The 25,995-nt window shown below is 28.0% G+C and carries 23 protein-coding genes and 1 pseudogene; 4 read left to right on the top strand and 20 right to left on the bottom strand.

What is annotated here, in order from left to right; translation table 11 throughout:
* Complete coding sequence (locus tag ACZ5TJ_RS00410) at window positions 1–588, bottom strand: DUF1836 domain-containing protein (RefSeq protein ID WP_464200643.1); 588 nt, start codon at window positions 586–588, stop codon at window positions 1–3.
* A gap of 219 nt (window positions 589–807) precedes the next feature.
* Between ACZ5TJ_RS00410 and trhA the strand changes: the two genes are divergently transcribed.
* On the top strand, window positions 808–1,458 hold the full coding sequence (trhA, locus tag ACZ5TJ_RS00415) for a PAQR family membrane homeostasis protein TrhA (RefSeq protein ID WP_464200644.1): 651 nt from the start codon (window positions 808–810) through the stop codon (window positions 1,456–1,458).
* A gap of 41 nt (window positions 1,459–1,499) precedes the next feature.
* Here trhA and ACZ5TJ_RS00420 read toward each other — a convergent pair whose 3' ends face one another.
* The gene (locus ACZ5TJ_RS00420; protein ID WP_464200645.1) at window positions 1,500–2,549 is read right to left on the bottom strand and encodes an AI-2E family transporter; all 1,050 of its coding nucleotides are present in this window, start codon (window positions 2,547–2,549) and stop codon (window positions 1,500–1,502) included.
* A gap of 65 nt (window positions 2,550–2,614) precedes the next feature.
* On the bottom strand, window positions 2,615–3,088 hold the full coding sequence (gene ybaK / locus ACZ5TJ_RS00425) for a Cys-tRNA(Pro) deacylase (protein WP_464200646.1): 474 nt from the start codon (window positions 3,086–3,088) through the stop codon (window positions 2,615–2,617).
* Window positions 3,089–3,233: 145 nt separating this feature from the next.
* Between ybaK and ACZ5TJ_RS00430 the strand changes: the two genes are divergently transcribed.
* A complete protein-coding gene (locus tag ACZ5TJ_RS00430; RefSeq protein ID WP_464200647.1) occupies window positions 3,234–3,764 on the top strand; it encodes a hypothetical protein in 531 nt (176 codons plus the stop codon).
* A 35-nt stretch (window positions 3,765–3,799) separates the two neighbouring features.
* Here ACZ5TJ_RS00430 and ACZ5TJ_RS00435 read toward each other — a convergent pair whose 3' ends face one another.
* The 3 genes from ACZ5TJ_RS00435 to ACZ5TJ_RS00445 are packed head-to-tail and all read right to left on the bottom strand — an operon-like array spanning window position 3,800 to window position 6,396.
* On the bottom strand, window positions 3,800–4,705 hold the full coding sequence (locus ACZ5TJ_RS00435) for a CPBP family intramembrane glutamic endopeptidase (RefSeq protein ID WP_464200648.1): 906 nt from the start codon (window positions 4,703–4,705) through the stop codon (window positions 3,800–3,802).
* A 10-nt stretch (window positions 4,706–4,715) separates the two neighbouring features.
* Window positions 4,716–5,030, bottom strand: coding sequence for a YbjQ family protein (locus tag ACZ5TJ_RS00440; RefSeq protein ID WP_464200650.1), 315 nt, complete (start codon window positions 5,028–5,030; stop codon window positions 4,716–4,718).
* A 55-nt stretch (window positions 5,031–5,085) separates the two neighbouring features.
* Window positions 5,086–6,396, bottom strand: a complete 1,311-nt coding sequence (locus ACZ5TJ_RS00445) for a sodium-dependent transporter (RefSeq protein ID WP_464200651.1) — start codon at window positions 6,394–6,396, stop codon at window positions 5,086–5,088.
* A gap of 503 nt (window positions 6,397–6,899) precedes the next feature.
* Between ACZ5TJ_RS00445 and ACZ5TJ_RS00450 the strand changes: the two genes are divergently transcribed.
* Window positions 6,900–8,489, top strand: a complete 1,590-nt coding sequence (locus ACZ5TJ_RS00450) for an ABC-F family ATP-binding cassette domain-containing protein (protein ID WP_464200653.1) — start codon at window positions 6,900–6,902, stop codon at window positions 8,487–8,489.
* A 161-nt stretch (window positions 8,490–8,650) separates the two neighbouring features.
* Here ACZ5TJ_RS00450 and tnpA read toward each other — a convergent pair.
* From tnpA to ACZ5TJ_RS00485, 7 genes and pseudogenes are all read right to left on the bottom strand, one after another.
* A pseudogene (tnpA, locus tag ACZ5TJ_RS00455) lies at window positions 8,651–9,106 on the bottom strand (IS200/IS605 family transposase).
* Window positions 9,107–9,295: 189 nt separating this feature from the next.
* Entirely contained in the window at window positions 9,296–11,503 is a 2,208-nt protein-coding gene (locus tag ACZ5TJ_RS00460) for a cellulose biosynthesis cyclic di-GMP-binding regulatory protein BcsB (RefSeq protein WP_464200655.1), read from the bottom strand.
* Between the two features lie 16 nt (window positions 11,504–11,519).
* On the bottom strand, window positions 11,520–12,770 hold the full coding sequence (locus ACZ5TJ_RS00465) for a glycosyltransferase family 2 protein (RefSeq protein WP_464200656.1): 1,251 nt from the start codon (window positions 12,768–12,770) through the stop codon (window positions 11,520–11,522).
* Window positions 12,771–12,781: 11 nt separating this feature from the next.
* Window positions 12,782–14,140 (bottom strand): DUF2334 domain-containing protein, encoded by a 1,359-nt coding sequence (locus ACZ5TJ_RS00470; protein ID WP_464200658.1) that lies wholly within the window; start codon window positions 14,138–14,140, stop codon window positions 12,782–12,784.
* Entirely contained in the window at window positions 14,130–14,981 is an 852-nt protein-coding gene (locus ACZ5TJ_RS00475; RefSeq protein WP_464200660.1) for a GGDEF domain-containing protein, read from the bottom strand. Before ACZ5TJ_RS00475 ends, ACZ5TJ_RS00470 begins: the two co-directional genes overlap by 11 nt.
* Entirely contained in the window at window positions 14,969–16,471 is a 1,503-nt protein-coding gene (gene wsfD / locus ACZ5TJ_RS00480; RefSeq protein ID WP_464200661.1) for a glycan biosynthesis hexose transferase WsfD, read from the bottom strand. Before wsfD ends, ACZ5TJ_RS00475 begins: the two co-directional genes overlap by 13 nt.
* Window positions 16,472–16,626: 155 nt before the next feature.
* The gene (locus ACZ5TJ_RS00485) at window positions 16,627–18,366 is read right to left on the bottom strand and encodes a ferredoxin hydrogenase (protein WP_464200662.1); all 1,740 of its coding nucleotides are present in this window, start codon (window positions 18,364–18,366) and stop codon (window positions 16,627–16,629) included.
* Between the two features lie 243 nt (window positions 18,367–18,609).
* Here ACZ5TJ_RS00485 and ACZ5TJ_RS00490 point away from each other — a divergent pair, with 243 nt between their 5' ends.
* Window positions 18,610–19,518, top strand: coding sequence for a phosphatidylserine decarboxylase (locus ACZ5TJ_RS00490; RefSeq protein ID WP_464200664.1), 909 nt, complete (start codon window positions 18,610–18,612; stop codon window positions 19,516–19,518).
* A 38-nt stretch (window positions 19,519–19,556) separates the two neighbouring features.
* On the opposite strand, the gene ACZ5TJ_RS00495 is transcribed toward ACZ5TJ_RS00490, so the two are convergent.
* From ACZ5TJ_RS00495 to ACZ5TJ_RS00525, 7 genes are all read right to left on the bottom strand, one after another.
* Window positions 19,557–20,672: a Card1-like endonuclease domain-containing protein gene (locus tag ACZ5TJ_RS00495; RefSeq protein ID WP_464200666.1), complete on the bottom strand. Its 1,116-nt coding sequence runs from the start codon at window positions 20,670–20,672 to the stop codon at window positions 19,557–19,559.
* Between the two features lie 108 nt (window positions 20,673–20,780).
* Window positions 20,781–21,248, bottom strand: a complete 468-nt coding sequence (gene pssE / locus ACZ5TJ_RS00500; RefSeq protein ID WP_464200668.1) for a PssE/Cps14G family polysaccharide biosynthesis glycosyltransferase — start codon at window positions 21,246–21,248, stop codon at window positions 20,781–20,783.
* Window positions 21,248–21,718, bottom strand: coding sequence for a PssD/Cps14F family polysaccharide biosynthesis glycosyltransferase (pssD, locus tag ACZ5TJ_RS00505; protein WP_464200670.1), 471 nt, complete (start codon window positions 21,716–21,718; stop codon window positions 21,248–21,250). Before pssD ends, pssE begins: the two co-directional genes overlap by 1 nt.
* Before the next feature lie 9 nt (window positions 21,719–21,727).
* Window positions 21,728–22,879 (bottom strand): CDP-glycerol glycerophosphotransferase family protein, encoded by a 1,152-nt coding sequence (locus tag ACZ5TJ_RS00510; RefSeq protein ID WP_464200671.1) that lies wholly within the window; start codon window positions 22,877–22,879, stop codon window positions 21,728–21,730.
* Between the two features lie 65 nt (window positions 22,880–22,944).
* Window positions 22,945–23,964, bottom strand: coding sequence for a zinc-binding dehydrogenase (locus ACZ5TJ_RS00515; protein ID WP_464200672.1), 1,020 nt, complete (start codon window positions 23,962–23,964; stop codon window positions 22,945–22,947).
* Window positions 23,954–24,676, bottom strand: coding sequence for an IspD/TarI family cytidylyltransferase (locus tag ACZ5TJ_RS00520; protein WP_464200673.1), 723 nt, complete (start codon window positions 24,674–24,676; stop codon window positions 23,954–23,956). The genes ACZ5TJ_RS00515 and ACZ5TJ_RS00520 overlap by 11 nt, the downstream gene beginning before the upstream one ends.
* A 162-nt stretch (window positions 24,677–24,838) precedes the next feature.
* Window positions 24,839–25,984, bottom strand: coding sequence for an ABC transporter ATP-binding protein (locus tag ACZ5TJ_RS00525; RefSeq protein WP_464200674.1), 1,146 nt, complete (start codon window positions 25,982–25,984; stop codon window positions 24,839–24,841).
* Window positions 25,985–25,995 lie beyond the last annotated feature (11 nt).

A 25,995-nucleotide genomic window follows, 5' to 3' on the forward strand; every position in this document is an offset into this window, starting at 1 on the left:
TTATTTCTCCTTTTTATCTTTTATAAAAAATTCGTCTATAATCTCCTCTCCCATTCTTCTATACATATTGCTCATGTTAATCATAGAGCATAATAATAAAAATCTTTCTTCAAAAGCTTTTTCATCATCTTCTTTTGCTTTTTCATTTATTGCTGTAACTTTATTTATTACATCCTTTTTAAACACTTCTAAATCATCACTAGATTGCTCTAAATAATCCATATATATCTGTCTTAATGGATAATCCTTATTTTTCTCATATCCTTTTATTATAGTATCTAAAGAACTTTTTATATCACTTAATGATAATGAGCCTTTTAAGTTATAAATAAAACTCATAAGTATTAAATGCTCTTTTGAATATTTTTTGTTCTCTATAGGCATTAAAAGCTTCCCTTTTGCATAATTATTTATCATCGTTTTGGTTAATACTTTATCATCTTCATATCGCTTAGATTCATTATACTTATTTTCAAATAACTGAATTACTTGGTCCATATATAGATTTATCTCTGGTATTTCTTCTAGTTTGATATTTTTATCTAAAGCTAAATTTTCAACTAAAGATTCCATTTCCTTTTTTTCCATTGTAACACTCCTTAACATAGTTCTTAAAACTACATCTTAATATATATACATTTTAATAATAGTAGTAATTTAAAGATATTTCAATATTATTACATAAAATTAAGTATTTTCAGTGAATTTTGAGTCAATAATAACTTTGACCATTTATATATAATATTCATATAATAATATTATAATACGTAGTTATCGAAACTACATGGGATTTTTTGGAGGTTTATTATGGAAAAATATTTTAGGGAACCATTAAATGGATTAACACATCTTATTGGCGCAGTTTTATCACTAATAGGTTTAATTGCTCTTATTATTAAAGCTGTTTTAATCGAAAGCCCTCCTACTACTATAATTTCAGTTATAGTTTTTGGAGTTAGTATGATTTTGCTTTATACAGCTTCTACTACTTATCACTCAGTAATTTCAACTGATAAAGTTATTTATAGATTAAAAAAATTAGATCACTCAATGATATTTGTACTTATTACTGGCTCTTATGCCCCATTTTGCTTAATTGCTCTTAATAATAGAGTAGGATTTATTTTATTTGCTGCTGTAGCTATTTCAGCTGTTATTGGAATAACATTTAAGCTATTTTGGGTAACATGTCCTAAGTGGATATCAAGTGTTATGTATATTGCTATTGGTTGGTTTGCTATATTTGCAATATATCCTTTATCTAAAGTTCTTGCTCCTATGGCTCTATTCCTATTAGTCCTTGGTGGTGTTATGTACACTATTGGTGGTGTAATCTATGCTTTTAAGGATGATAAATTCAAAATAGGTGCTTTTGGAACACATGAAATATTCCATGTATTTATACTTCTTGGAACTCTATGTCATTTCATTGCAGTATTTTTTTATGTTTTACAATAAAAAATAGCTATATGTATCAAAGTACATATAGCTATTTTTATTTAATCATTTACTCTTTTTATTAAACCTTCATTTCTTAAATTCTTAAATAAAACTTTAAGTAATGAATAAATAGGAACTATACAAAATGCCACTATAGGTCCCCCAATAGCTGCACCTCCAACAACTAAGAATATATCTGTTATTGGATGTATTTTCATAGCTCTTCCCATAATAAATGGCACCACTACTCTTCCTTTTAATGTTTGCGCTATTATAAATAAAATAGTTAATTTTATTATCATATTAAAGCCCATTGCAATTGCTATTACATATGGAACTATCATAGATATAAAGAATCCAAGGAAAGGTATAAAAGCTAATATAAATGTTGTAAATGCTAAAAATAAAGCACTTGGCATTCCTATTATTAAATATCCTATAAAAATCATTAATGCTAGAGATAATGCAACAGTTGCTTGCCCTATAATATACGTTGATAAAACATTATCTCCTTCGCTTAATATTTTACTAGTTAGATCTTTATTTTCTTTTTTAGAAAACTTTAATACAAAGTCTTTAAATTTATATCCATCTTTTAATAAGAAAAATGTAATTAAAAAGACTAGTATTATATCTGAAAAAATCATCATACCTTTATTGAATATATTCTTTACATTGTAAAATAAACTTAGTACATAGCCCATTATTTTTTCAGAAAAACCACTTAAATATTTTTCTATATTTTGAGCATTCATTTGTTCTAATGTAATATGATTATTTTTTATTAGTAGATTTACGTACTCTTTAAGTTTCATAAGTTGAGATAAGAAATACCCTCCAAAGAAATACATTATAATCCCCATCACAACTATAAATATTAAAATCGTTAAAATAGCTGAAGTATTTTTCTTTATTCCTCTTTTATTAAAGACATTACTTAAAGGTCTTAATATATAGAATAAGAAAATACCAAATATAGTTGGGGCAAATATTACAAGAATAAATACACTTAAAAACTCATGAACTACTGTAAATTTATTTAATAAAAATAAGAAGATTAATGTTAGATTTCCTATAAGTAAATAGGAGATAACCTTTCTATTATTCATGGATAAACACCTCTTTCATTTAGAGTTAGTTTATCCTAAATAAAATCCATTTATCCTAATTATTACTATCTCTTAATTACATCTTCAAACTTAACTTTTATTACTTTTTCTAAATCCTTTGGATTCATTTCTATTTGAAGCCCTATTTTACCTCCACTAAATACTATTTTATCTAGCTTTAAGGCCTCTTCTTGAACAAAAGTATCATATTGCTTTTTCATTCCTAAAGGAGAACAACCTCCTCTTATATATCCAGTAAATTTATTTATATCTTTAACGTGAATCATTTCAAGCTTCTTTTCTCCTGAAACTTTTGCGCATTTTTTTAAATCAAGTTCTTCTAATACTGGAATAACAAAAACATAAAGATTTCTTGAATTTCCAATAGTAACTAATGTTTTATAAACTGTTTCAGGGTCTTGGCCTGTCTTTTTAGCTACTGCTGCTCCATCTATATGTCCGTCTGATGCATCATATGTTAATGCATTATACTCAATTTTGCTTTTATCTAATATTCTCATAGCATTTGTTTTTTGCATAAATTTACTCTCCTTTTCCTATTAATTATTTATATTATACACCGTTACTTATTTGTAATGATATTTCAGTAAATTTTTACCTTTGTCATCAGATTATTATGTACTATTAAATTATACTACTTTACATTTTAGGAGGGGTTTTTAAGTGAGAAAATTTATAATGGTATTATCATTAGTTTTATTATTTTCATTTACTGGTTGTTCTAGTGATAATGCTCCTATAGAAGAAAGAAATTTTATTGCTACTGATGATTTAATATCAACTAAAGATTTAAATAAGTTAATATCAGATTATTTAAAAAAATATGTTGGATCTATAGCTGGAGATAAGGCAATTGTATTTGAAAGCCATAAAATAATTGGAACTGAAATTGATGATGATACTATATTAGCTTACATAACTTCAGCTGTTGATTCTTATAAAGTTAAAAATAATAAAGCTTATAGTAGTACCGGAGGAGATTTTACAGGAATTGTTTATCTACAAAAGGACAATGAACAATATAAAGTTGTTAAATCAGATTTTCCTGCTGAATCTAGTGCCTGCAAGGCATTATTTCCCAGAAAATTATTAAAAGAACTTGAAAGTATATCTTATGATTGGATAAGGAAAGATGTAAATAATCAAGCTGAAGAATACTTTAGTAAAAATAATATTAATATGGTAGAAAATTAAAGGTTAGAGTTTATTTAAACTCTAACCTTATATTTTTAAGCTTTATTTTTTCTTTTTAATAAATATAATACTACTAATATAGCTAAAATTAATATTACGCTTGTAATCAATCCGCCTTCAGGACCGAAACTACCACCATTTATAATATTTCCTTCAGATATTTTTGTAGTTATTATTTGACCACCATTAGTCTTTATACCACTTACTAAGAATCCAAAAAGATTTCCTTGAGCAAAATTCCATGCACTATGAAGTGCGCAAACTCCCCAAAGACTTCTCTTATATATTGCAAAAATTGATGCAAATATTCCAAATAGAATTAGATTAACTATAGCAAGTACAGATATCCCATTATTTAATAAATGAAGTGCTCCAAAATATGAAGATGATATTAATATACCTGCCATAGGACCAAATCTATTACTAAGAACAGGCATCATATGCCCTCTCATCATTATTTCTTCTGAAGCACCTTGTATACACCATCCTATTATGATTAATATAAATGGTACTAAAAATGACAAATCTATATTCTTATTAAATTCAAAACTTCCGTTTCCTGTGATAACTATTAATATTGCTATTATTCCTATAAGTAATATACCAATTAAAAATCCACTTAAATACTCATATAATGTACTTTTATTAAGTTTAAATCCAATTGATGATATACTTCTTTTTTCTTTATATTTAACTATTAAAAAATAAAATATAATAATGGCTCCTGTATTTAATATAAGATTCAATTGAAATCCATATACATTATAAAATGATGGATTTATAAGTAAATACATTTGCATTATAAACATTGGTATTAATAAAATTAGTAAAACAGCTAAGTTAGATATTATAGGCATTAATAAAGTAAATATGGCTCCTGATGGCTTGCCTTCTCTTGCTTCTTTAAAAAGCCCTACATTCATGTCAAATAAATTTTTCATTATATACCTCTTATTCAATAACTACCGCTGTTCCGTAAGCTACCATTTCAGCAGCACCTTGAGCTACTGATGATGACATCATTCTAAAGCCAACTATAGCATTAGCTCCTAACTTCTCAGCTTCTTCAATCATTCTTTGCATAGCTACTTCTCTTGCTTCATCAAGCATTTCTTTATAGGACACCATTTCTCCACCAACTAAATTTTTAAATGCAGATCCAATATCCCTTCCAACATTTTTACATCTTATTGTACTTCCTTTTACTAATCCTTTAACTTCTGTAATCTCTTTACCTGGATAACTATCCGTTGTTAAAATAACCATATAATACTTCCCCCTCATTTTATATAATTCTATATAATTTTATATTCTATTAATTCTATCCAATTCCTCCATAGATAATTCCAAGTATTATTACTATTACTGTTGTTATAGTAAACACATATTTCCCCATAAATATAAATCCATTAGAAAGCTTTCTTTTTGCTCCAATATTAACTTCATTTAAAACTTTCTTTTCACCACATACGTAGTAGAATACAACTGCAACTATAAGTGCTCCTACAGGAGATATAATAACAGTTATAAAATTAGTGAAATTATCAAAAGTATTCATACTTAAATTAAGTGGTATTGAAAGTATAAATCCAATAAGAGCAAGTAAAATTGATGCTTTCTTTCTACTTAATTTAACTCTTTCCATTAAAGCTTCTACAGGCCCTTCAAGCATATTTATTGATGAACTTATCGCTGCAAATAATATGCTTAAGAAGAATATTATGCTTATTATATGACCGCCTGGCATAGCCTTAAATATTGTTGGCATTGTTATAAATAGTAATGGTGGTCCAGCTTGTGGATCAAGTCCAAATGAAAATACTGCTGGCATTATTACAAATGAAACTAAAAGTGCTGCTGATGTATCTAAGATAGCTGTACTTAAAGCTGATTTTGGTATATCAAATTCATTATCAATATAGCTACCATAAACAACCATGCCACATCCATTAAGTGATACTGTAAAGAATGCTTGCCCTAAAGCCATAACCCAAGTATCTACTTTAAGAAGGTAATTCCAATTTGGAGTTAATAAGTATTTTATTCCTTCGCTAGCTCCTGGAAGTGTAAGTGATCTTATTGCTAATAATATAAATATTACAAAAAGTCCTGGCATTATTATTTTATTTATATTTTCAATTCCTTTTGCCACTCCTAAATATACAATTCCAAGAGTAATTATGATTGCTATAAAATTAAAAACTACTGTACTACTACTTCCTGCAAAAGAATCAAAATATGTGCTTATATCAATCTCATTAATCTTTCCTGTAATACTCATATTAAAGTATTTAATAATCCACCCTACAACAACATTATAGAACATGAATACTCCCATTAATCCAATGGCGGGAATAATGGATATTAGTTTACTTCCCTTTATCTTTTTTTCTTCAAGTACTTTTCTTATTCCGGTTGATGAACCACCTCTAAACTTTCTTCCGAATGCAAATTCTGTCATAAGTCCTACTGTCCCAAGTAAAAATACAAATATGAAGTATGGTATTAAGAATGCTGCTCCACCATACTGTCCAAGTCTGTATGGAAACATCCATATGTTCCCGAGTCCTATTGCGGCTCCTATACACGATAGTACAAAGCCTGCCCTACTTTTAAACCTTTCCCTTTTCATCCTACATATCCTCCTGTACTAATAAATTAATATATAAAAAAACCACATAGGATTTTCATCCTATGTGGCATTATTATAAATTTTAAAAATACCACATAGTAATTTCGTCCTATGTGGCTAATATATGAATTCCGAACAAGTCATTAAACCATAACCATCATAGACACAAACTAACGTCTCCGCAAAGTTTGCATCTATAATTTTTATAAACGCAAACTTTATCTATAATAGTTATAGTAATATGTTGTATTAACTTTTTTTGTTAAACTTAAGTTAATGCAAATCTTCATGACTATTCTCCCAACCTACTTATTTATAAACTAATTTTACCATCATTTTAAAATCCTTGTCAATAAAAATTATTCTTTTAATTCCTTTATATTCCTCATAAATTCAATGGTTTTAGGACATATTACTTAATGTTTATTTTGTTATGGAATTTATTTTAAATTATATGTTATAATAGGCAAATAAATATATTTATGAAATGAGGTAGAATAAGATTGATAACTGTATCAAATGTTAGTTTAAGATATGGTGGACGTAAGCTTTTTGAAGATGTTAACTTAAAGTTCACTGCTGGAAACTGCTATGGCGTAATTGGAGCTAATGGTGCTGGAAAAAGTACTTTCTTAAAAATTCTTTCTGGAGAAGTTGAACCAAATACAGGAGAAGTTTCAATTGCTCCAAATACAAGAATGTCTGTTTTAAAACAAGACCACTTCCAATATGATGAGTTCGAAGTTTTAGAAACAGTAATAATGGGAAATGAAAGACTATATCAAATCATGAAAGAAAAGGATGCATTATATGCAAAGCCTGACTTTACTGATGAAGATGGAATTAAAGCATCAGAACTTGAAGGAGAATTTGCTGATCTTAATGGATGGGAAGCCGAATCAGAAGCTTCATCATTACTTCAAGGACTTGGTATCACAACTGATATGCACTATAAGAAAGTTTCAGAATTAACTGGTGCAGAAAAGGTTAAAGTTCTTTTAGCTCAAGCCTTATTCGGTAACCCTGGAATACTTATTCTAGATGAGCCTACAAACCATCTAGATATTAAATCAATAAACTGGCTTGAAGAGTTCTTAATAAACTTTGAAGGAACTGTTATCGTAGTATCCCACGATAGACACTTCTTAAATAAAGTTTGTACTAACATAGCTGACGTTGATTTTGGTAAGATTAAGATATTTACTGGTAACTATGATTTCTGGTATGAATCAAGCCAATTAGCTCTTCAAATGGCTAAGGATCAAAATAAGAAAAAGGAAGAAAAGATTAAAGAACTTCAAGACTTCATTGCTAGATTCAGTGCTAACGCATCAAAATCTAAGCAAGCAACTTCAAGAAAGAAGTTATTAGATAAAATTACTTTAGATGATATTCAACCTTCTACTAGAAGATATCCATTCGTTGGATTTAAACCTGAAAGAGAAGTTGGTAATGATATATTAGTTGTTGAAGGCTTAAGCAAGACTATAGATGGAGTTAAAGTTTTAGACAACATAAGCTTCAGAGTTAATAAAGATGATAAAATAGCTTTAATTGGATCTAATGAAATAGCTATTACTACATTATTTAAAATATTAAACGGGGAAATGGAGCCAGATAGCGGTTCATTCAAGTGGGGTATTACAATCTCAACTTCATACTTCCCTAAAGATAACTCAGAATTCTTCAACGATTGTCACCTTTCACTTGTTGATTGGCTTAGACAATTCTCTGATGAAAAATCTGAAAGTTATATAAGAGGATTCCTTGGAAGAATGTTATTCTCAGGAGAAGAAGCATTAAAAGAAGCTTCAGTTCTTTCAGGTGGAGAAAAGGTTAGATGTATGTTATCTAGAATGATGCTTTCAAATGCAAATGTATTAATGCTAGACCAACCTACTAACCACTTAGACCTTGAATCAATAACTGCAGTAAATAACGGACTTAAAGACTTTAAGAGTGTTATATTATTTGCATCACATGACCATGAGTTCGTTCAAACTATAGCAAACAGAATCTTTGATATTAAAGAAGATGGTAGCTTAGTTGATAGAACTATGACTTATGATGAATATTTAGAAACAATTAAATAATTATTTTAATAAATCATAACCACCCGTCCAACGGGTGGTTTGCTCTGGGGCTATAAGCCCAAGTGTTACCGGCTAGCGTCTAAAGGCGCTAGCTTTCATTTTGTTCAAGCTACTTGCCTTTGCCGCTTTTGCTACCCCTAAAGGGGTGACGTATTACTTTTTTAACCCTTAAAAGGGTCTTCATACTCTCTTACACTTAACTTATCTATCGCTATATCATGTTTTTCTTGCTCTTGAATATATTTCTTTATTGTTGCTTCATTTAATCCAACCGTACTTACATAGTATCCTTCTGCCCAGAAATGTCTATTTCCAAACTTATACTTTAAATTTGCATGCTTATCAAACAACATTAGTGCGCTTTTACCTTTTAAATATCCCATAAAACTTGAAACACTTATCTTTGGAGGGATGCTCACAAGTATATGTACATGTTCCGGCATTAAATGTCCTTCTATTATTTCTACTCCTTTGTATGCACACAGTTATTTTATTATATCTCTAATACTTGCCTTGTATTGATTATATATAACTTTTTTTCTATACTTTGGAGTGAACACAATGTGATATTTACACATCCATTTTGTGTGAGATAAACTATTAGTTTTATTAGCCATTAAAATCACCTTTCCTTTCATTATATCGTAGCCTGAACAACTACATTATATCGGAAAGGTGATTTTTTTGTATAACAAACCGCTTCCGCACCCGCATAGCAGGTGGTTTAATGTTTCGTACGCTATTGCGCACTCAACAGGCTTAAAGCCAATAATAAAGGCCCTAAAGCTTAGCTTTAGGGCTTTATCTTACTTCCTTTTAAATAAGTCTTTAAATCTACTTTCTATATCATTTTTATTCTTCTTTTTCTTTCCATCTAACTTTCTATATTTACGTACAAATAATAATACTGAAAGTATTAATAACATTGCTATTACTACAAGCAACATTAAAAGAAGCTTTTCTTTTCCTCCCATAGTATTTACTTGCTCAAATATAGTCTTATCTTTAGGAGCCTCCATAACAAAGCTCTTTATATTACCGAACTTATCTATTACTTCCGAATCTCCATTAAGTTCAAATACCTTATCTGATGTTAAGAAGTAATTTACAGATTGATTTAATAAACTATTATCTGGTGATGTTAAAACTAACATTCCAAATTGCTTATTAAATGGTGATTTACATAACTGATATGTTGTTATTTGTGAGTTAAATGGTGATGTCAAATAAAGTTTTTCATTAGATTCAAATCCTGTAAAATCATTATTATATTTAAACCATAAATCTTTGTTTAATTCTTTTATAAATGGATTATTTTCTGGTGTTCCATATACAACTAAGTTATGACTATCTTTATCATCTCCTAAGTTTTTAGAACCAGCTTTAACAAATAAATCTCCATTATTATACTTTAAGTCTTTTCCCCAATAAGCAATCATGTTACCAATTGTTGATATATCATCTGATGTCATACTAGTTGGGACAATTAATAAAGTATTATTAAACTGATTATTTTTTATAAATGGATTTGGATACTTATCAAAATAGTAATTAAGTTCTTCTGAGCTTGGAAGGTAAAGATATGAGTCTCCTGTAACTACTGCCCATGGAGTTTGTTCTTCTCTCTTTTGACACCACTGACCTTGCATTTCTAAATCAAATGCAATTTGTATATTAAGATAACTTGTATCCTTAACATCATTTGGTATTGTAAGTTCAACACTATCGCCATTTGCATTATCCATTGTAAGCTTTTTACTTCCTATTGGTATTCCATTTATATAAACACTAACTAACGATCTATTAAAATCTAGATTTTGTGAGTATCTCATATTTAATTTTATTTTTCCACCATTAGCTAAAACCTTATTTCTTGGAATATAGTAATTTAAATTTGCAGTTCTTCTAAATGGTCCTTTTAGTAAAATATCATCATATCCAAGACTCTTAAATGTAACTTCATTTGAAGGCTCATAAGCTTTATCAAGCTCCTCTGTATTTCCATTTACTATATATTGATCCTGAAATAATTGACTTACTAAATTATCATTCATCATAAATTTAACTGCTTTTTTCATCATTGCAGCATTATTTGAAACTATAGATAATACCTTAGTGTTTTCATTCTTTGAATATGGTGAATTTATAATCTTAATAAGAGAACCATCTTTGAAATTTCCATCATCAACCCCATTAAATTGTGATTTTAGTTCATTTGGTAAAGTATCTTTTTCACCTATATATATAAGATTATAATCTTTATATTTACTGATATCTGAATATTTTATTATAGGCTCATTATAATTGCTATCTGCAGAATTATTTTTATAAATACTACTTAAATACGCATTAAGCATGAATGCAGATTCTAAATCTGAATCACTATATTTATCTGGTATTACAATTGCTGTTCCTGTATCTTTGCTATCATTTTCTTTTATAAATGGATAAGGGAAATTAGCTATATCATTATTTGCAGCAACTTCATTGTACTTTACTACGATTTTAGAATCTTTAAATATATCTAACCAGTTTGCTGGATTAACATCATCTACACAAGGCATATCAGAAACTCTAGCATAAGCATTTACGGTAAATTTATTACTACCTTCTTTAAACAGTTTCTTTGGAATTGTAAATCTTAATGTTTGTCTTTCCTGTTTTGGATTATATGCTATCTTTTCAGATTTAAATGGAACATCATTTACTGAAAAAGTTAAATATGATTCTACTCCTTTTTGTACAACTTGATTTATACTAAATGTTATTTCCCCAGTAACCTCATTAGTACTCCACCACTTATCTACATCAAAGAACCAACTATGCGATGAAAATACACCTTTAAATACTACATCAGAATCTATATTAAAAGTTTTCTGATTCTCTTCCTTCGTAATACTATTACTAGGGGCTGCTTCTGCCTTTTTGCTATTTATATTAAATTGAAATAAAAATGCAAAACTAAATACTATTACTATTGTAGTAATGAATTTAAATATTTTTTTATTCCCCATTGGAAAATCCTCCCTCCTAAAATCTTTGTGTTTTATACCATATTACTTTTCTTTTAAACACTATATCCATTATATAGTTATATAATCCAAGGACAGCTACAAGAGCCCAAAGCTTACAATATATAAAATACATAAGAAATATTACGCATACATTTTTAAAAGTAAGCTCTCCTTTTTCTGTTGATATTGCAACCATTATAGACAATATAAACATAAGTATTGCAACTATCCATAGCATAGAACCATATCCTTGTATATCAAGATGAATTACTCCAGCCATTCCAAGTACGAATAAGCCATCTGATATTATGCTTGCTGATAAAAATAGAAAATATGTAGTTGCATAATATAAGATATCAAACCTAGTTACACCTGCATCTCTCTTAAATAGATACTTAAAATTTTTAATTACAACATAGGTATTCCCTTTTACCCACCTTGTTCTTTGTTTTATCCAAACATTAAGTGTTTGAGGTTCTTGCTCCCATGTAACTGCAAGTGGCATAAATTTTATTTTATATCCCATTCTGTACATTCTAAAGCTCATTTCAGTATCTTCTGTTATTGCTTTAGTATCCCATCCATTCATCTCTTCTATTATGCTTCTTCTTACTACATAATTAGTTCCTGGAATAGTACATAAATTTAAAAGTTGCCATCTTCCGGCTTGAGCCATCCATTGAAATGTTAATGTTTCTATATTTATAAATTTTGTAAGTAAATTTCTCGCTCTATTTCTACATCTGAATTTCCCTATTACTGCACCAAGACTATCATCTTTAATAAGAGTTTGAACTAAATACTTTAGTGCTTTCTTTTCTGGAGTGTTATCAGCATCATATATTGCTAAAATTTCACCTTTGCTTGCCTTAAATCCAATATTTAAAGAATTGGATTTTCCCTTACCCCCATTTGTACTATCTGTACTTATTACAATCAAGTTCCTATCTGGATTTTTCTTTTGCATGTTAGTTAATATTTCATGTGAATTATCACTTGAATTATCATTCACAACTATAATTTCATATCTATCATCTGGATAATCTAGATTAAGAAGTGATTGAACTGTCCTTTCTATAACTAAAGCTTCATTATGTGCTGGAATCATAATTGATACAAAAGGAAACTCTTTAAGGTCTTCTTCCATCTTAATTTTTTCAACCTTAGTATAATAAACATATCCTGCTACTACTAAAATTACATTAATAAAAATTATTATCCATATTACCGCTAATGAGTATAGGGCTAAATAATCAAATATATTCATTGTATCCCCCCTTATTTAAAGTATTTTTTCCTATCAATCTTTCTACTTAAAATAACTATTACAAGGAAAATGATACATGCTATTATTGATACTACTACTATGACCTTTCTTGGACTCGAAATATTTATATATTTATCCTCTTCCTTTGGGATTTCTATATTTTTATTGCCTTTTAAAATGGCTTCTTCAAACCCTTTTTCATCGATAAAAGTATTTTGAGTTACAGGCTTATTATTTAAATAGATTCCATTTCCTCCTGATACTAAAATATCATTACCTAAAGTCACTTTAGAATTTATATAACTAGGATTGTTAAAATAAATTCCATTATCTATAAGATTGCTTACTATTTTTTTAAAATCTTTATAAGAGTTTTTATTATCTATAGATATGGCAGTATTTTCAAAGTCTTTATAATTACTTTTATCTATATTTTCATAATTTATCTTCTGTATTACATTACTAAATTTATTATTTTGAAAACCCGCAAAATCTAATATACCTGTATCTTCAGCTTCTTGAAGAAATATTGTATTACTTTTACTTAAAAGTGGCTTCATATCATCTCTATATAAATATGACTTAGGCATATCTAAAGCCACTGGATATACCCAATAGTCTAAGTAATTTTTATATCCTATTATGCACTTACTTATAATATCTTTAGCCGGGGCATTTTCAACTTCTAAGTATGGATTATGCATTATTATAGTTCCACCTCTAGATTCAGCATATCTTAAGACTTCTGCATATCTTTTCATTGCATTGAAGTTTGTATTTTCAAATACAGGTATTGTACTTATTACAAATTGTATTCCATTTTGATATAAATAAGATATCTTATCAACTAAATCATTTAAATCTATAAAAGGAGTTACATTATCTATTAAAATATATCTATTTTTATTAAAGTCATTTCTATATCCAAATGCATTAAATAGCTTTTCTTCGGAAGAACTATTTAAATAATCCAAATCAATATGCAATATTTTCTTTTGATTTTTAAATTCATCATAGTTTTTCCCAACCCAAAATATATCTCCATTAAATTTTTTTATATTTTCTTTTAAACTCTCTTTAATACTTCCTTCTAAATTGCATAGAATAATAACTTTATTGTAGTTATAAATATCGCTATCTTTATAAGACTTAATATTTACTATATCTACTAGATTTCCTGTGGATATAGCCATATTATTTATGTAACCTAATTCGTTATTTTTTCCTGCATACTGTTTATAAGTATCATAAAGAATTAATATCTTATCATTGTTATCACTTGCATATACATTTATATTAATCATTGATGTAATTAAAATAGCTATAAATGATATGAAAATCATGCTTTTTCTAAAGCACTTATACATCATAGTCACCAGCGATCTCTGCTTTCTTTAAAAAGTCCGCAGCATCTATAATTTCATCATTTAAAGTTTCAAATCCGATTTGAACCTCTAAGTTTATTCCACCTAAAATACTATCTTCATCTAAAACTATTTTACTTATATCGTCCTTTAATCTTTTTCTTACTACTTCAGCGCCTTCTTTCGGAGCAAGTAATATATATGCAAAAGTTGCATCATTCAATATATATTTCCTATCTTCATCCCTTAATAGATTACCTACTCTAGATGAAAATAATAATATTATTTCCTCATACTTTTCATCCCCTATAAGTCTTCTAAGTCTATCACTATACTTTACTCTAGTAACCATTAGCGTTACAGGAAGCTCCTTATGTCTCCTTGACATACTCATATATATTGGCATTTCATTCATAAAGGCTCTTGAATTTCTCATTCCAGTTTTATGATCTATCATTACAAGCTTATTATTTCTATCTTTTACTTCAGTTAATTCTTTTTGAATATCATAAATTTGTCTAGATAAAATTGATGTAATAAGGACTGCTATTACAACCATAATGATCCAAAAATAAGTAGCTGATGTTATTGTTGTCTCTCCACCTAGACTTAAATATAACTTAATACTTATATATACAAAATCTACTACAAGAGTTATTATTAAAGCTAAAGTTGTTGTCATATAATATGAAACTAACATTGTAACTACTAATATTAAAAACATAGAATAGTTCTCAAAATTTTTCTGAAATTTAAGTACATTAAATATTACTCCCACAAAAAAGAAAAAAGTTATTAATATAGTTATAGTTATATCTATCTTTTTTCTTGTATCTAGTGATCCCATTTTTTTACCTCCTTTTTATCTCTTCTTTTGACTATATTCACGATAGAATATAGAAACATCATATCCCAAGACACATTATACATAAGTTCATGTTTTGAAAGGTCGGCATCCCCTGCACCGATTAATGATATTACTATCTGGGAAAAACCAACTAAAAAAACATATAAATATGCTTCTTCAAATAAGCAATCATTATCCATATCATAATTTCTAGCATTAATGTACCTCTTTATTGAATAGAAAAAGAATAGTCCTATATATGCTATTGAAGCAAGTAAGTTATGTGGCAGAACATCCGCTTTAAATAAACTCCATCCACTAAAGAAATATGATTTCTCTCCTGGCAGCTTACCGGCACTCTTTTCATAGTTTCCTTGCACCATAGGTCTTATATAATATGCATTATCAAAACCTATTTTAGTCATCTTAATCATATCTTTTGGATGAAAAGCATAATACTTCAATATATCAAGTATTGTAAAATGATCATAATATTTCTCTTTTAATGATTTATCATTTAAATCTATTTGGGATACATCTGAAAAATATATTGTATTTTCTAAAAGAGAATATTGATTATTTATTCCCATATCTTCTAATATCTTATCTGGATCTCCTTCATCTAATAGTATTCCTCTATTTAATGAATGGTATCTATTTATAAAATTAAAATCTCCTTCTATTGATTTATAGAAAAATACTGCACCAATAACAAATGTCAAAATCATCATTATAGATATTACTTTTATTGATTTTTTATTATTCTTATAACATATTATTCTCCATGTTAATATAGCTAGCAAAATCCCAGTTGGTGCAAGTTGCTGCTTTGCCCCAAAAAATATAAAGGATGTTACTAAAAATGCTAGTAAGTTATACCACTTAAACTTATTAAACTTTATCATATATAAAAGAATACCTACGCTTAATAAGAAAAATGGAATATTAACCCCTTCTCCATAAAAAGAATTAAAGTAAGCTATATATCCTGTATCCATAAATATAAAAATATATAATAATGTTATTAGTAATTTTAACGTTGGTCTTTTTACATCATTAGTAAATACCTTTACTAATAAATAAGCGGCTATTGCTTGAAAAACTAGTAATATTACTGCTAAAAATCTAATGTCAAATACCTTGTCATTTCCTGTTACTAATTTACTTAAAAATATAGCTGGCCTTATTAGTAAAGATTGAGTAGATATTAAAAGTCTTTGAGAATTATTATAAAATTGATTTATTCCATAATCCTTTTGAAAATAACTAAGGAATCGTTCACTTTCATCTTCCGGATTATTATTTAAATAGTGTAAATCGTTTTGACTTATTATTCTAAAGAAATCCCCGTTATCAGCAACTCCAATAATAGGCTTTATAAATAAAGTAATAGAACCTATTAAAATAACAAGTATAACTGCTAATATTGGAAAGTTAACCTTTAGCAATAATTTGTCTAATTTTTCCATTAAATTCCTAAACTTCTTCACTAATATAAACCACCTTCTCTCTTTATATAAATAATACATTATTCTCTATATATAAATTTTAAAAAAAGTTAATTTATAGAAAAAAAAATAAATCTCATACTAACCTTAGTATGAGATTTACTGTAAATATATATTATTATAGATTTAAAAAACTTCTATTTTTCGCTTTTTTTCTTATATTTAAGATGTAGTAATTCATGAGCTTTTCCATGTCCTGGTTCTCCCATGTAATTTTTGTACATATTTAATAAAGCTTCGTTTTTATGAGATTTTCTCTTAGCGAAGTTCTTGTCTTGATTATATAATACTGATGCTCTTACTGCTCTTACATCAATTTTTTCTCTATCTGATGCGCTTACATGAGGTTGTCCGCCACCGTCTACACATCCGCCTGGACAAGCCATTACTTCGATAAAGTGATAATCTTTTTCGTTCATTTTTCCACTTTCAATGAATTTGAAAAGATTTGCTGAACCATTTATTACAGCTACATTATAGTCATTTCCTCCTATATTTACAGTAGCTTCTTTGATTCCATCTAATCCTCTAACTTGTTCATATTCAATGTTTTCTATATCTTTATTTTCAACAAAATCTTTAGCTGTTCTTATAGCAGCTTCCATAACTCCACCAGTTGCTCCGAAAATTACACCTGCACCAGTGTATTCTCCCATAGCAGGATCTTGAACACCATCTTCAAGGTTAGCAAAGTCAATTTTTCTTGCTTTAATCATTCTTGCTAATTCTCTTGTTGTTATAACAGCATCTATATTTCTTAGTCCGTTATTTTCCATTTCAGGTCTATCTGCTTCGTACTTTTTAGCTGTACAAGGCATAACTGTTACTGTAAATACATTTTTAGGATCTATATCAGATATTTCTGGATAGTATGTTTTTGATGCAGCACCGAATATTTGTTGTGGTGACTTAGCTGATGATAAATTATCTATAAGTTCTGGATAATAATTTTCAACTTGTCTTACCCACGCTGGACAACATGAAGTAAACATAGGGAATGGACCACCTGCATTTATTCTTTGAATAAGCTCAGTAGCTTCTTCCATTATTGTCATGTCAGCACCAAAGTTTATATCAAATACTTTATCGAATCCTATTTCTCTTAATGCAGTATATAACTTACCTGTTACATCTGCCCCGTAACCCATTTTGAATAATTCACCCATTGAAGTTCTTACAGCTGGAGCCATTGCAACTATTACATGCTTATTTGGATCTTTTAAAGCTTCTTCAACTCTTTCAATATGTGACTTTTCTTCTAATGCAGCAACTGGACATGCAGATACACATTGTCCACATAGTAAACAGTTTGTATCATCGAAACATTTGTTATCTGTTGGTGCAACCATTCTAGTTCCATCAAAGTTAGCTATTTTAATAGCTTCTGTACCTGATTTAACTTTACAGCTTGATTGACATCTACCACATAACACACACTTTGTTCTATCTATAGTTATTGATGCACTTCTTTCATCAACAAATTCACTTTTATCTTTTGGTAGGAAAGGCGTTGTAGCTCTTCCTTTACTTTTAATAACTAATTTTAAGAATTCGCAAGTTTCTCTTCTTGAGCATGGACCACACTTAAATTCATGCTTATTAAGTAGTGTTGAAACTCTTGATTTAACTCTTTCTTGTACTTTTTCAGTATTAGTTCTAACAACCATACCGTCTTCTACTTTTGCAAGACATGCTAGTACAAGATTTGGTTTACCTTCTACTTCAACAGCACATACTCCACATTTTCCAACATTACCACATTCTTTTAAATAGCAAAGAGTTGCAATATCGTCTATTCCATTTGCTCTTGCTGCTTCAAGTATAGTAGTACCTTCAGCAACTTGGATTTCTTTTTCATTAATAATTATTTTTTTCATCCTAAAAGACGTACCTCCATCAATATAAATTTAAAGCCTTTTAACAAAACTTCGTTATATTTTTAACTAATATTACCATATGGTTTCAAATTTAAACAACCTACTTATTTAACTCACAAATTAAATTTTACCTTATTATAAGAACAATATCAATTGGAATTTCCTATAACTTGCATTTAGGATTGCTTTCTACTATACTTTTATTATGAAAATTCCTAAAATATTAACAAAAAGGAGTCAATAATGATACTTGTATATAATAGAACTACAAAATCATATGAAGAAGAAAAGGTTGCTGGTAAGAAATACTTAGATTGGTGCTATGAATCCCCTGCCGGTAAAAGATTAACTGAACTAGTATTTAAAAAGAAATTATGTTCTAAAGTTTACGGTTTTTTCTGTGATACTAAATCAAGTAAAAAGAAAATACCACAGTTTATTAATGATTTTAATATAGATATGAACATGTATTCAAAATCAGCATCAGAATTCACTACATTTAATGATTTCTTTGCAAGAACTGTAAATCCAAGTGCAAGACCTATAAATAAGTCAAAAGATACTTTAATATCTCCAGTTGACGGTAGAGTTTTAGCATATGAACATATAGATATGAATAATCTTGTTCAAGTAAAAGGTATAACTTATAGTTTAAGTGAATTATTAGGAGACGAGAAAGTCTCTAATGAGTATGAAGGGGGAACCTGCTTAATCTTTAGATTATGTCCTACTGATTACCATAGATATCACTTTATCGATTCTGGTGTTTCAGGAAAAAATCATTACATAAAAGGAAATTATTATTCAGTAAATCCAGTTGCTGTAGATAAAATACCAAAACTATTTTGTCAAAATAAACGTGAATGGTCTGTATTTAAATCTGATAATTTTGATAATGTTTTATATGTGGAAGTTGGAGCAACTTGTGTTGGTAGTATAATTCAAAGTTGCCCTGCTGGAAAAAGAGTTTCTAAAGGTGATGAAAAAGGATACTTTAAATTTGGTGGTTCAACTGTAATTTTATTCTTCAAGAAAAATATTGTAGAAATTGATGAAGATATTATAGAACAAACTAAACTAGGATATGAAACTAAAGTTCTTATGGGTGAAAAAATCGGTACTAAAGTATTAAATAAAACTTTTAAATTATAACATAAATAAAAGCTCAGGAGTGTTTAAATCCTGAGCTTTTACTTGTTTATTATTTTTTCTAAAGTCTTTTTAAATATATTTATATCACTATCCACTATAACTAAATGTATATCCATTTCTCTTGCCCTATCTCTAACTGATGATTTTAACGGTTGTCTTGTTGCTACTAATATTTTTCTAGCATTAATTCCCCCAATTTTATTACTATATACTTCTAATTCATTTAGAGCATTTTCATCATACTTAGCACTGTCTTTGCAAGATATACAGACCATAGTGGAATCCTTAACAGCAACTACATCTAATTCATTTTTTATATTATTACGCTTACTATCCCAAAGAAAGACTACTCCACTTTTAACTTCATCTACAGAACTTATCTCTTCTACTATACTTTCGGTTAAAACTTCAAGCCATGTTCCACTTTTAAATATAAATCCTTTAAGATATTCATTTAAAAATCTTACATGTATCTTCATGTCTTCTTTAATTTCTATTAACTTAAATTCTTTTAGCTTTTTTAATATCTTGTCTAAAATATACTTTTCTTCAGTATTTAAACTATCTTTATTTATATGTATAACCGTACTATCTTCAATATCATGTTCAAATAATTTATTATCATAAAGTCTTTGCTTGTATTTATGCCAAAGCTCTAAATTATTATATATTGTCTTTGCAAATTCTAATATGTATTTATCTTTTTTGTACTTACATTCATGTGCTATTATATTATTCCCTGAGGCTTCAAACATATCATCAATATCTAAATCAATCGGTTCTTCCTTTAATACTTTCATATCATTATTAAACCAATATTCTTTCTTCCCTATTATATCAACATATACTCCATAATTATTTGTTATATTACATAAATTAAGTAATTTTAATGCTTTTAAAGTATCATCTAATGTTAAATTTATTGTGAGTTTATTATTATCATTGTTAGATATATAGTGCTCAAAATCTTTAAATACTATATCAACTTTAAGTTTATTGTTTTTATTTAAATAGCTTTCTTTAAGCTTTAATGATTTACTTTCATTTTCTTTATCTGAAATTATTATTACTTCTTTAAAGTTATACTTATTTGCTAATATTATTCCACTTTCATTATGTTCTCCTAAAATCGTAATTAGTGTACTTTCTTTCATAAGATAATCTCCTTACCTTCTATACTAATATTAATTTACCCTTTTAGGAGTTATTTAATCTATAAAATATATACGAAAAATGGGATGTTTTAGAACATCCCATTACTTTTATATATTTTTTATTGTTTCATCTATAAAGTTTACTAATTCATCATTATTAAAGACATAAGGTTTAAGTTCTATATCTCTATAATTATAAATAGCTTCTTTTAATGATTCAAAATCTGTACAGTTAATTGTATATCCTTCTTTTGAAAGCTTATTACATATTTCTAGTTGATGATCATCATTATGCTCATTATATTTTGAAAGTCTAGCCATTGTTATAACCTTTTTATTATGTTTAAGTCCTGTAAGTATTGAACCTACACCTCCATGAGTTATTATAAGCTCACTTTCATCTATATATTTATCAAAATCACCTTGAGATAAAAACGGTATTATTTCATATTTTTCTGAAGAAAATTGTGTATTTCCTGACTGTATTACAACTTTTTCTTTTATATCCATATCTTCTAAATATTTAAGTAATCTCTTAAATTCTAATTCATGCGTTCCTAAAATAACGAATATCATTAATATAAATCTCCTTTATAATTTGAATTCTCATATACATCTAGTAACTCTTTATGTTGTACTAAAAATACATCAGCAATCTTATTAATCATCTTTCCTGACATACTTTTAGAATTAACTCTAGCAAAAGATTCAACGAATATAATCTTCTTTTTAAAGAATTTTGCTATATAACAAATTGGAACTGCAGTATGAGCCCCTGTTGTTACAATAACATCAGGTCTTATTTTTAAATATAAGAAAAATGATTTTATTACATTATAAGAAAATTTAAAAATATAACTAAATAAATAATTTCTAGCACCATATACTAAATAATCTATTCTTTTACCATACTGATTTTTTAACTTTATAGTTGTATCAGTCTTTTCCGTTATTATATGGTAATCATAGTTATCAAATATTCTTTTTAGCTGCATTAATTCAGATAGGTGTCCTCCAGTTGATGATATAAATATAACCTTTTTCATATGTATCACCTAGTTATCTTTCTTTAAAATAATTCTATCTACGAATCTTTTTGACGCAAGTCCATCAACATCATCAAAGAATTTATTTTTAAATTCTTTAATTTTTTCATAATCACAACTACTATTATTTAAAACTTCAACAAGTTCTTCTGTATTTGTTGCTATAGGTCCTGGCACAAAGCTTTCATATGGATAATAGAAATCTCTTTCATGTTCATATGAATTTAAATCATCTGCATAGAAAATCATTGGTCTTTCAAGTAATGAATACTCAAATACAATTGATGAGTAATCTGTTATAAGTAAATCTGTCATAACTAAAATATCATTTATTGCAGGATAATCTGATAAATCCACAACTCTCTTATTATCAGTTTTAATTCCATCCTTTACAAATGGGTGCATCTTAAGCGCTAATATATAATCTTCTGGTAGTGTATCTACTACTTTGTCTATATCAAAGCTTAAAGCAGCTTTTGCATCTGATTGACTATTTCCCCTAAATGTTGGAGCATATAAAACTATTTTCTTTCCTCTTATTTCTGGATACTTATTATAAACCTTTTCTTTTGCAGCATCTTGCATTTCTTCATTAAAGAATATATCAGTTCTTGGTATTCCAATTGGATCTATATTATCTTCACTCATATTAAATGCTTCTGCATAATATTTAGCTACTTCTTTTGAACTTACTAAAACATGTGAATAATTGCTGTGTATTGGAATATATTTTACATAATTATTATCTGCACCAAAGTTTTTATCTAGTATACTAAATCCAAATTTCTTAAATGCACCACATGCATGCCATACTTGAACCACTTCAGTTCCTTTTCTAAGTTTATTTACTGTGTAAACAGGGAAGTAAAAATCATCTATAAGAAAATATTCTGATGTAGCCATATAAAAAGTTGCTTTCATCATATGTAAAAAATATTTTATAGTTCCACTCAATCCACCACTATATTTTTCATATAGGAATTTACATTCATATCCTGTATCTCTTCTCATTATTTCATCATGTATATATTTAAAATTACCATTCATAGTATCATTTCTATAAGTTGCAAATACTATTCTCTTTTTAACAGGAAATATACATGAAAATACATATATGATTCTTAATACGTATTTAAGTATTACTCTTTCTAATGTTTTCATTTATTAATATCCTCACCTTAAGATATATTTAAAGGCCCTTTAATTAAAGGGCCCTCATTTTAATATTAAACTCTCCAATTTAAAACAGTCTTAAACGGAGTTGTTAAATCATGCTCAAATCCCTTTATTATATCTGAAATTTCTCTTACATCAATTACTGCTGAAATTAGCTTTTGTAATTGATTTTGAGCATCTTCATGTTCTTCTAAGAAATCTACTGCTTCTTGGAAGTCACTTCTTCCACTTCTACTGCTTCCTATAATAGATAAACCTTTTTCTAGAACCATTCTAGTATTTATTGGGACTCTATTTTCTGAAACACCAAGTATTGCAATAGTTCCTTCTGGATTAATATAATCAATTATTTGGTCAATAGCATATTCACTTCCTTTTCCTCCGACAGCTTCAAATGCATGGTCAACCATTAAACCTTCTGGAATGTTATCAATTGAATATGTTTCATCAACAAATGAGAAGAAATTAAGCTTCTCTTCATTTTTACCAAATACAACTATCTTTGATTCTGGGAATTTCTTTTTAAGTATTAATGCAGTAATAAATCCTACACTTCCATCTCCCCAGACTCCTATTACATCTCTTCTATCGTGAGCTTTTTTATCAAATCTATGGATTGCATGAGCTGATACACTTATAAGTTCTAAGAATGATGCAACATCATGGTTTATATTATCATATTTTATAATACGATCTCTTCCCATAAATACGTATTGTTGCATGAATCCATCGTATCCACTTGCTCTAAATTTACTTGTTCTTAAATAGTTTTCTGCTATTATATTGTCTGTTTGAGTTGGAGTATTTGGGATCATAACTACTGTATCACCTGGTTTAAACTCTCCCTTTGGATCGTAAATAACTTCTCCAACACCTTCATGAATAAGAGCCATAGGAAGTTTCTTTTTCATAGCTTCCTTTCCTCTAGATCCAGTATAATATCTTTGGTCTGCTGCACATACTGATAATCTTGTAGGTCTTACGATGATACCTTCACCATCTAGGCTTCTTTCCTCAAATTCTACAGTTATTTGTTTAGGAGCAATTAATCTGTATACTTTATTTATCATTTAAATCATCCCTCACTAAAGCATTTGCTAATTTTAAGTCATATGGAGTTGTTATCTTCATATTAAATACTTCTCCTTGAACTAACTTAACATTCTTGCCTTTAACAACAAATATTTTTGCAGCATCTGTTAATACTTCTTTTTCTTCACTAGTTAATGAATTATAAAGTGAAACTAATTCCTTTATGTTGAAACTTTGAGGTGTTTGACCTTGATACATAAAGTCACGTCTTGGGATATCACTTATTATATCTCCATCTACTGATTTTACTATTGTATCAAAAGCTGGAACTACCGTATCGCATGCTCCAAATTCTAAAGCAGAATCTATATTATCATTTATTATTCTATGAGTTAAAAATGGTCTAACTGCATCATGAGTAACTATAACGTCATCATCATTTAGTCCAAATTCTTTTTCTATATATCTAATACCACTCATTATTGATTCATTTCTATCTGTACCACCTGCACACACTACTATGTTTTCTTTTAAATTGCTTGGTATATATTTATTTATTAAATCGTTTGTATGTTGTATCCATTGCTTTGGTGTTGTTATTATTATTTTATTAAATCTAGTATTTAGTAAAAAAGTCTCTAATGTATGTATTATTATTGGCTTTTCTCCAATCTTTAAAAATTGCTTAGGCATTTCAGTATTTCCCATACGAGTGCCTTTTCCACCTGCTAATATCTCTGCGTAAATCACAATATCACTCCTTTGTGCTTATGTTCATAATTTTATTTCCATATTATTATAATTGTATCATAATTCTTAAGTATTTTATTACATTAATTTTAATATTTAATACTTAAAAACCACTAAAGAAAGTAGCCTTTACTTATCCTTAGCGGTTTTTTCTATTTATATCTAATCTTTTTTTATCTTTAGTCTATTATTTTTAATGATTAATGATATATTGTGTTCTTTAGCCATAAATTGTCCGACCTTGTTCGTACACCATGCCTGCCTAATATATGGCTCTCCTTGTACATCAATATCTAATTCTACATTATAGTATCCCTTTTGGATATCTTTAAATTTTATAGTAGCTGCATAATATAATTTATTTGCATCTTTCTTATACTCTGTTTTAACATTTCCGAATTTAATTATATTATCATCTTGATGTAACATAATATTTAAAAGGTCATACTTTTTATTATTAGGCTCTACTTGAATATATCCTTTAAATTCTACATAATCATCATACATATCGATATCTGTAAGGCTTTGCTTTATTTCTACTAAGTCCTTGTACTTATCTATATCTTCTAATATCTTTTCAACAGATACTCCGTTTAAATAATGCTTATACATATTAGCTATTTCATCGATTTCTCCTTCAGCTATCATTTTTCCTTGATGTAGCCAAACACCTTTTGTACAGAAATCTCTCATTTGAGGTAATGAGTGTGATACGAATAATATAGTCTTTCCTTCATCTCTGAATTTATCCATTCTATTCATACACTTTTCTCTAAATATTTCATCACCAACTGCTAATGCTTCATCGACAACTAATATATCGGGATCAATATTAACTGCTACAGCAAAACCTAAACGAGCCTTCATACCACTTGAATACATTCTTACTGGTTGCTCTATATAATCTCCAAGTTCTGAGAATTCAATTATATCATCAATCTTTTCATTTATTTCACTTCTAATCATTCCCATAGAGTAACCTTTAAGGTATATATTTTCTCTACCTGTAAGTTCAAGGTCAAATCCAGCTGTTAATTCTAATAGAGCTGATACTTTACCATTTACAACTATTTCTCCCTCTGTTGGATAAACAACTCCAGTTACCATCTTAAGGATTGTTGATTTACCTGAACCATTCTTGCCAAGTATACCAATAACTTCACCTTTTGGTAGTTTTAAATCAAGCTTATCTATAGCTCTATATGGAGTGTATCTCTTTCCCCAAAATAGATCTTTAAATCTATCTTTATCATCTTTATATAGTTTATATTCTTTAACTACATTATTAAACTCAACTGCATATTCCATAACTCTTCTCC

The sequence above is a fragment of the Clostridium budayi genome, assembly GCF_055396605.1.

Bases quoted from the DNA above. Each gene is read 5' to 3' on its own strand.
- ACZ5TJ_RS00475 (WP_464200660.1), bottom strand. From the start codon at position 14,981: ATGGGATCACTAGATACAAGAAAAAAGATAGATATAACTATAACTATA.
- pssD (WP_464200670.1), bottom strand. From the start codon at position 21,718: ATGAAAAAGGTTATATTTATATCATCAACTGGAGGACACCTATCTGAA.
- ACZ5TJ_RS00485 (WP_464200662.1), bottom strand. From the start codon at position 18,366: ATGAAAAAAATAATTATTAATGAAAAAGAAATCCAAGTTGCTGAAGGT.
- ACZ5TJ_RS00410 (WP_464200643.1), bottom strand. From the start codon at position 588: ATGGAAAAAAAGGAAATGGAATCTTTAGTTGAAAATTTAGCTTTAGAT.
- ACZ5TJ_RS00445 (WP_464200651.1), bottom strand. From the start codon at position 6,396: ATGAAAAGGGAAAGGTTTAAAAGTAGGGCAGGCTTTGTACTATCGTGT.
- pssE (WP_464200668.1), bottom strand. From the start codon at position 21,248: ATGATATTCGTTATTTTAGGAACGCATGAATTAGAATTTAAGAGATTA.
- ACZ5TJ_RS00490 (WP_464200664.1), top strand. From the start codon at position 18,610: ATGATACTTGTATATAATAGAACTACAAAATCATATGAAGAAGAAAAG.
- ACZ5TJ_RS00515 (WP_464200672.1), bottom strand. From the start codon at position 23,964: ATGATAAATAAAGTATACAGATTAATTGCTCCTAAACAAATAACTGTA.
- trhA (WP_464200644.1), top strand. From the start codon at position 808: ATGGAAAAATATTTTAGGGAACCATTAAATGGATTAACACATCTTATT.
- ACZ5TJ_RS00525 (WP_464200674.1), bottom strand. From the start codon at position 25,984: ATGGAATATGCAGTTGAGTTTAATAATGTAGTTAAAGAATATAAACTA.
- ACZ5TJ_RS00435 (WP_464200648.1), bottom strand. From the start codon at position 4,705: ATGAAAAATTTATTTGACATGAATGTAGGGCTTTTTAAAGAAGCAAGA.
- ACZ5TJ_RS00495 (WP_464200666.1), bottom strand. From the start codon at position 20,672: ATGAAAGAAAGTACACTAATTACGATTTTAGGAGAACATAATGAAAGT.
- ACZ5TJ_RS00510 (WP_464200671.1), bottom strand. From the start codon at position 22,879: ATGAAAACATTAGAAAGAGTAATACTTAAATACGTATTAAGAATCATA.
- ACZ5TJ_RS00465 (WP_464200656.1), bottom strand. From the start codon at position 12,770: ATGAATATATTTGATTATTTAGCCCTATACTCATTAGCGGTAATATGG.
- ybaK (WP_464200646.1), bottom strand. From the start codon at position 3,088: ATGCAAAAAACAAATGCTATGAGAATATTAGATAAAAGCAAAATTGAG.
- ACZ5TJ_RS00470 (WP_464200658.1), bottom strand. From the start codon at position 14,140: ATGATGTATAAGTGCTTTAGAAAAAGCATGATTTTCATATCATTTATA.
- ACZ5TJ_RS00440 (WP_464200650.1), bottom strand. From the start codon at position 5,030: ATGGTTATTTTAACAACGGATAGTTATCCAGGTAAAGAGATTACAGAA.
- ACZ5TJ_RS00460 (WP_464200655.1), bottom strand. From the start codon at position 11,503: ATGGGGAATAAAAAAATATTTAAATTCATTACTACAATAGTAATAGTA.
- ACZ5TJ_RS00420 (WP_464200645.1), bottom strand. From the start codon at position 2,549: ATGAATAATAGAAAGGTTATCTCCTATTTACTTATAGGAAATCTAACA.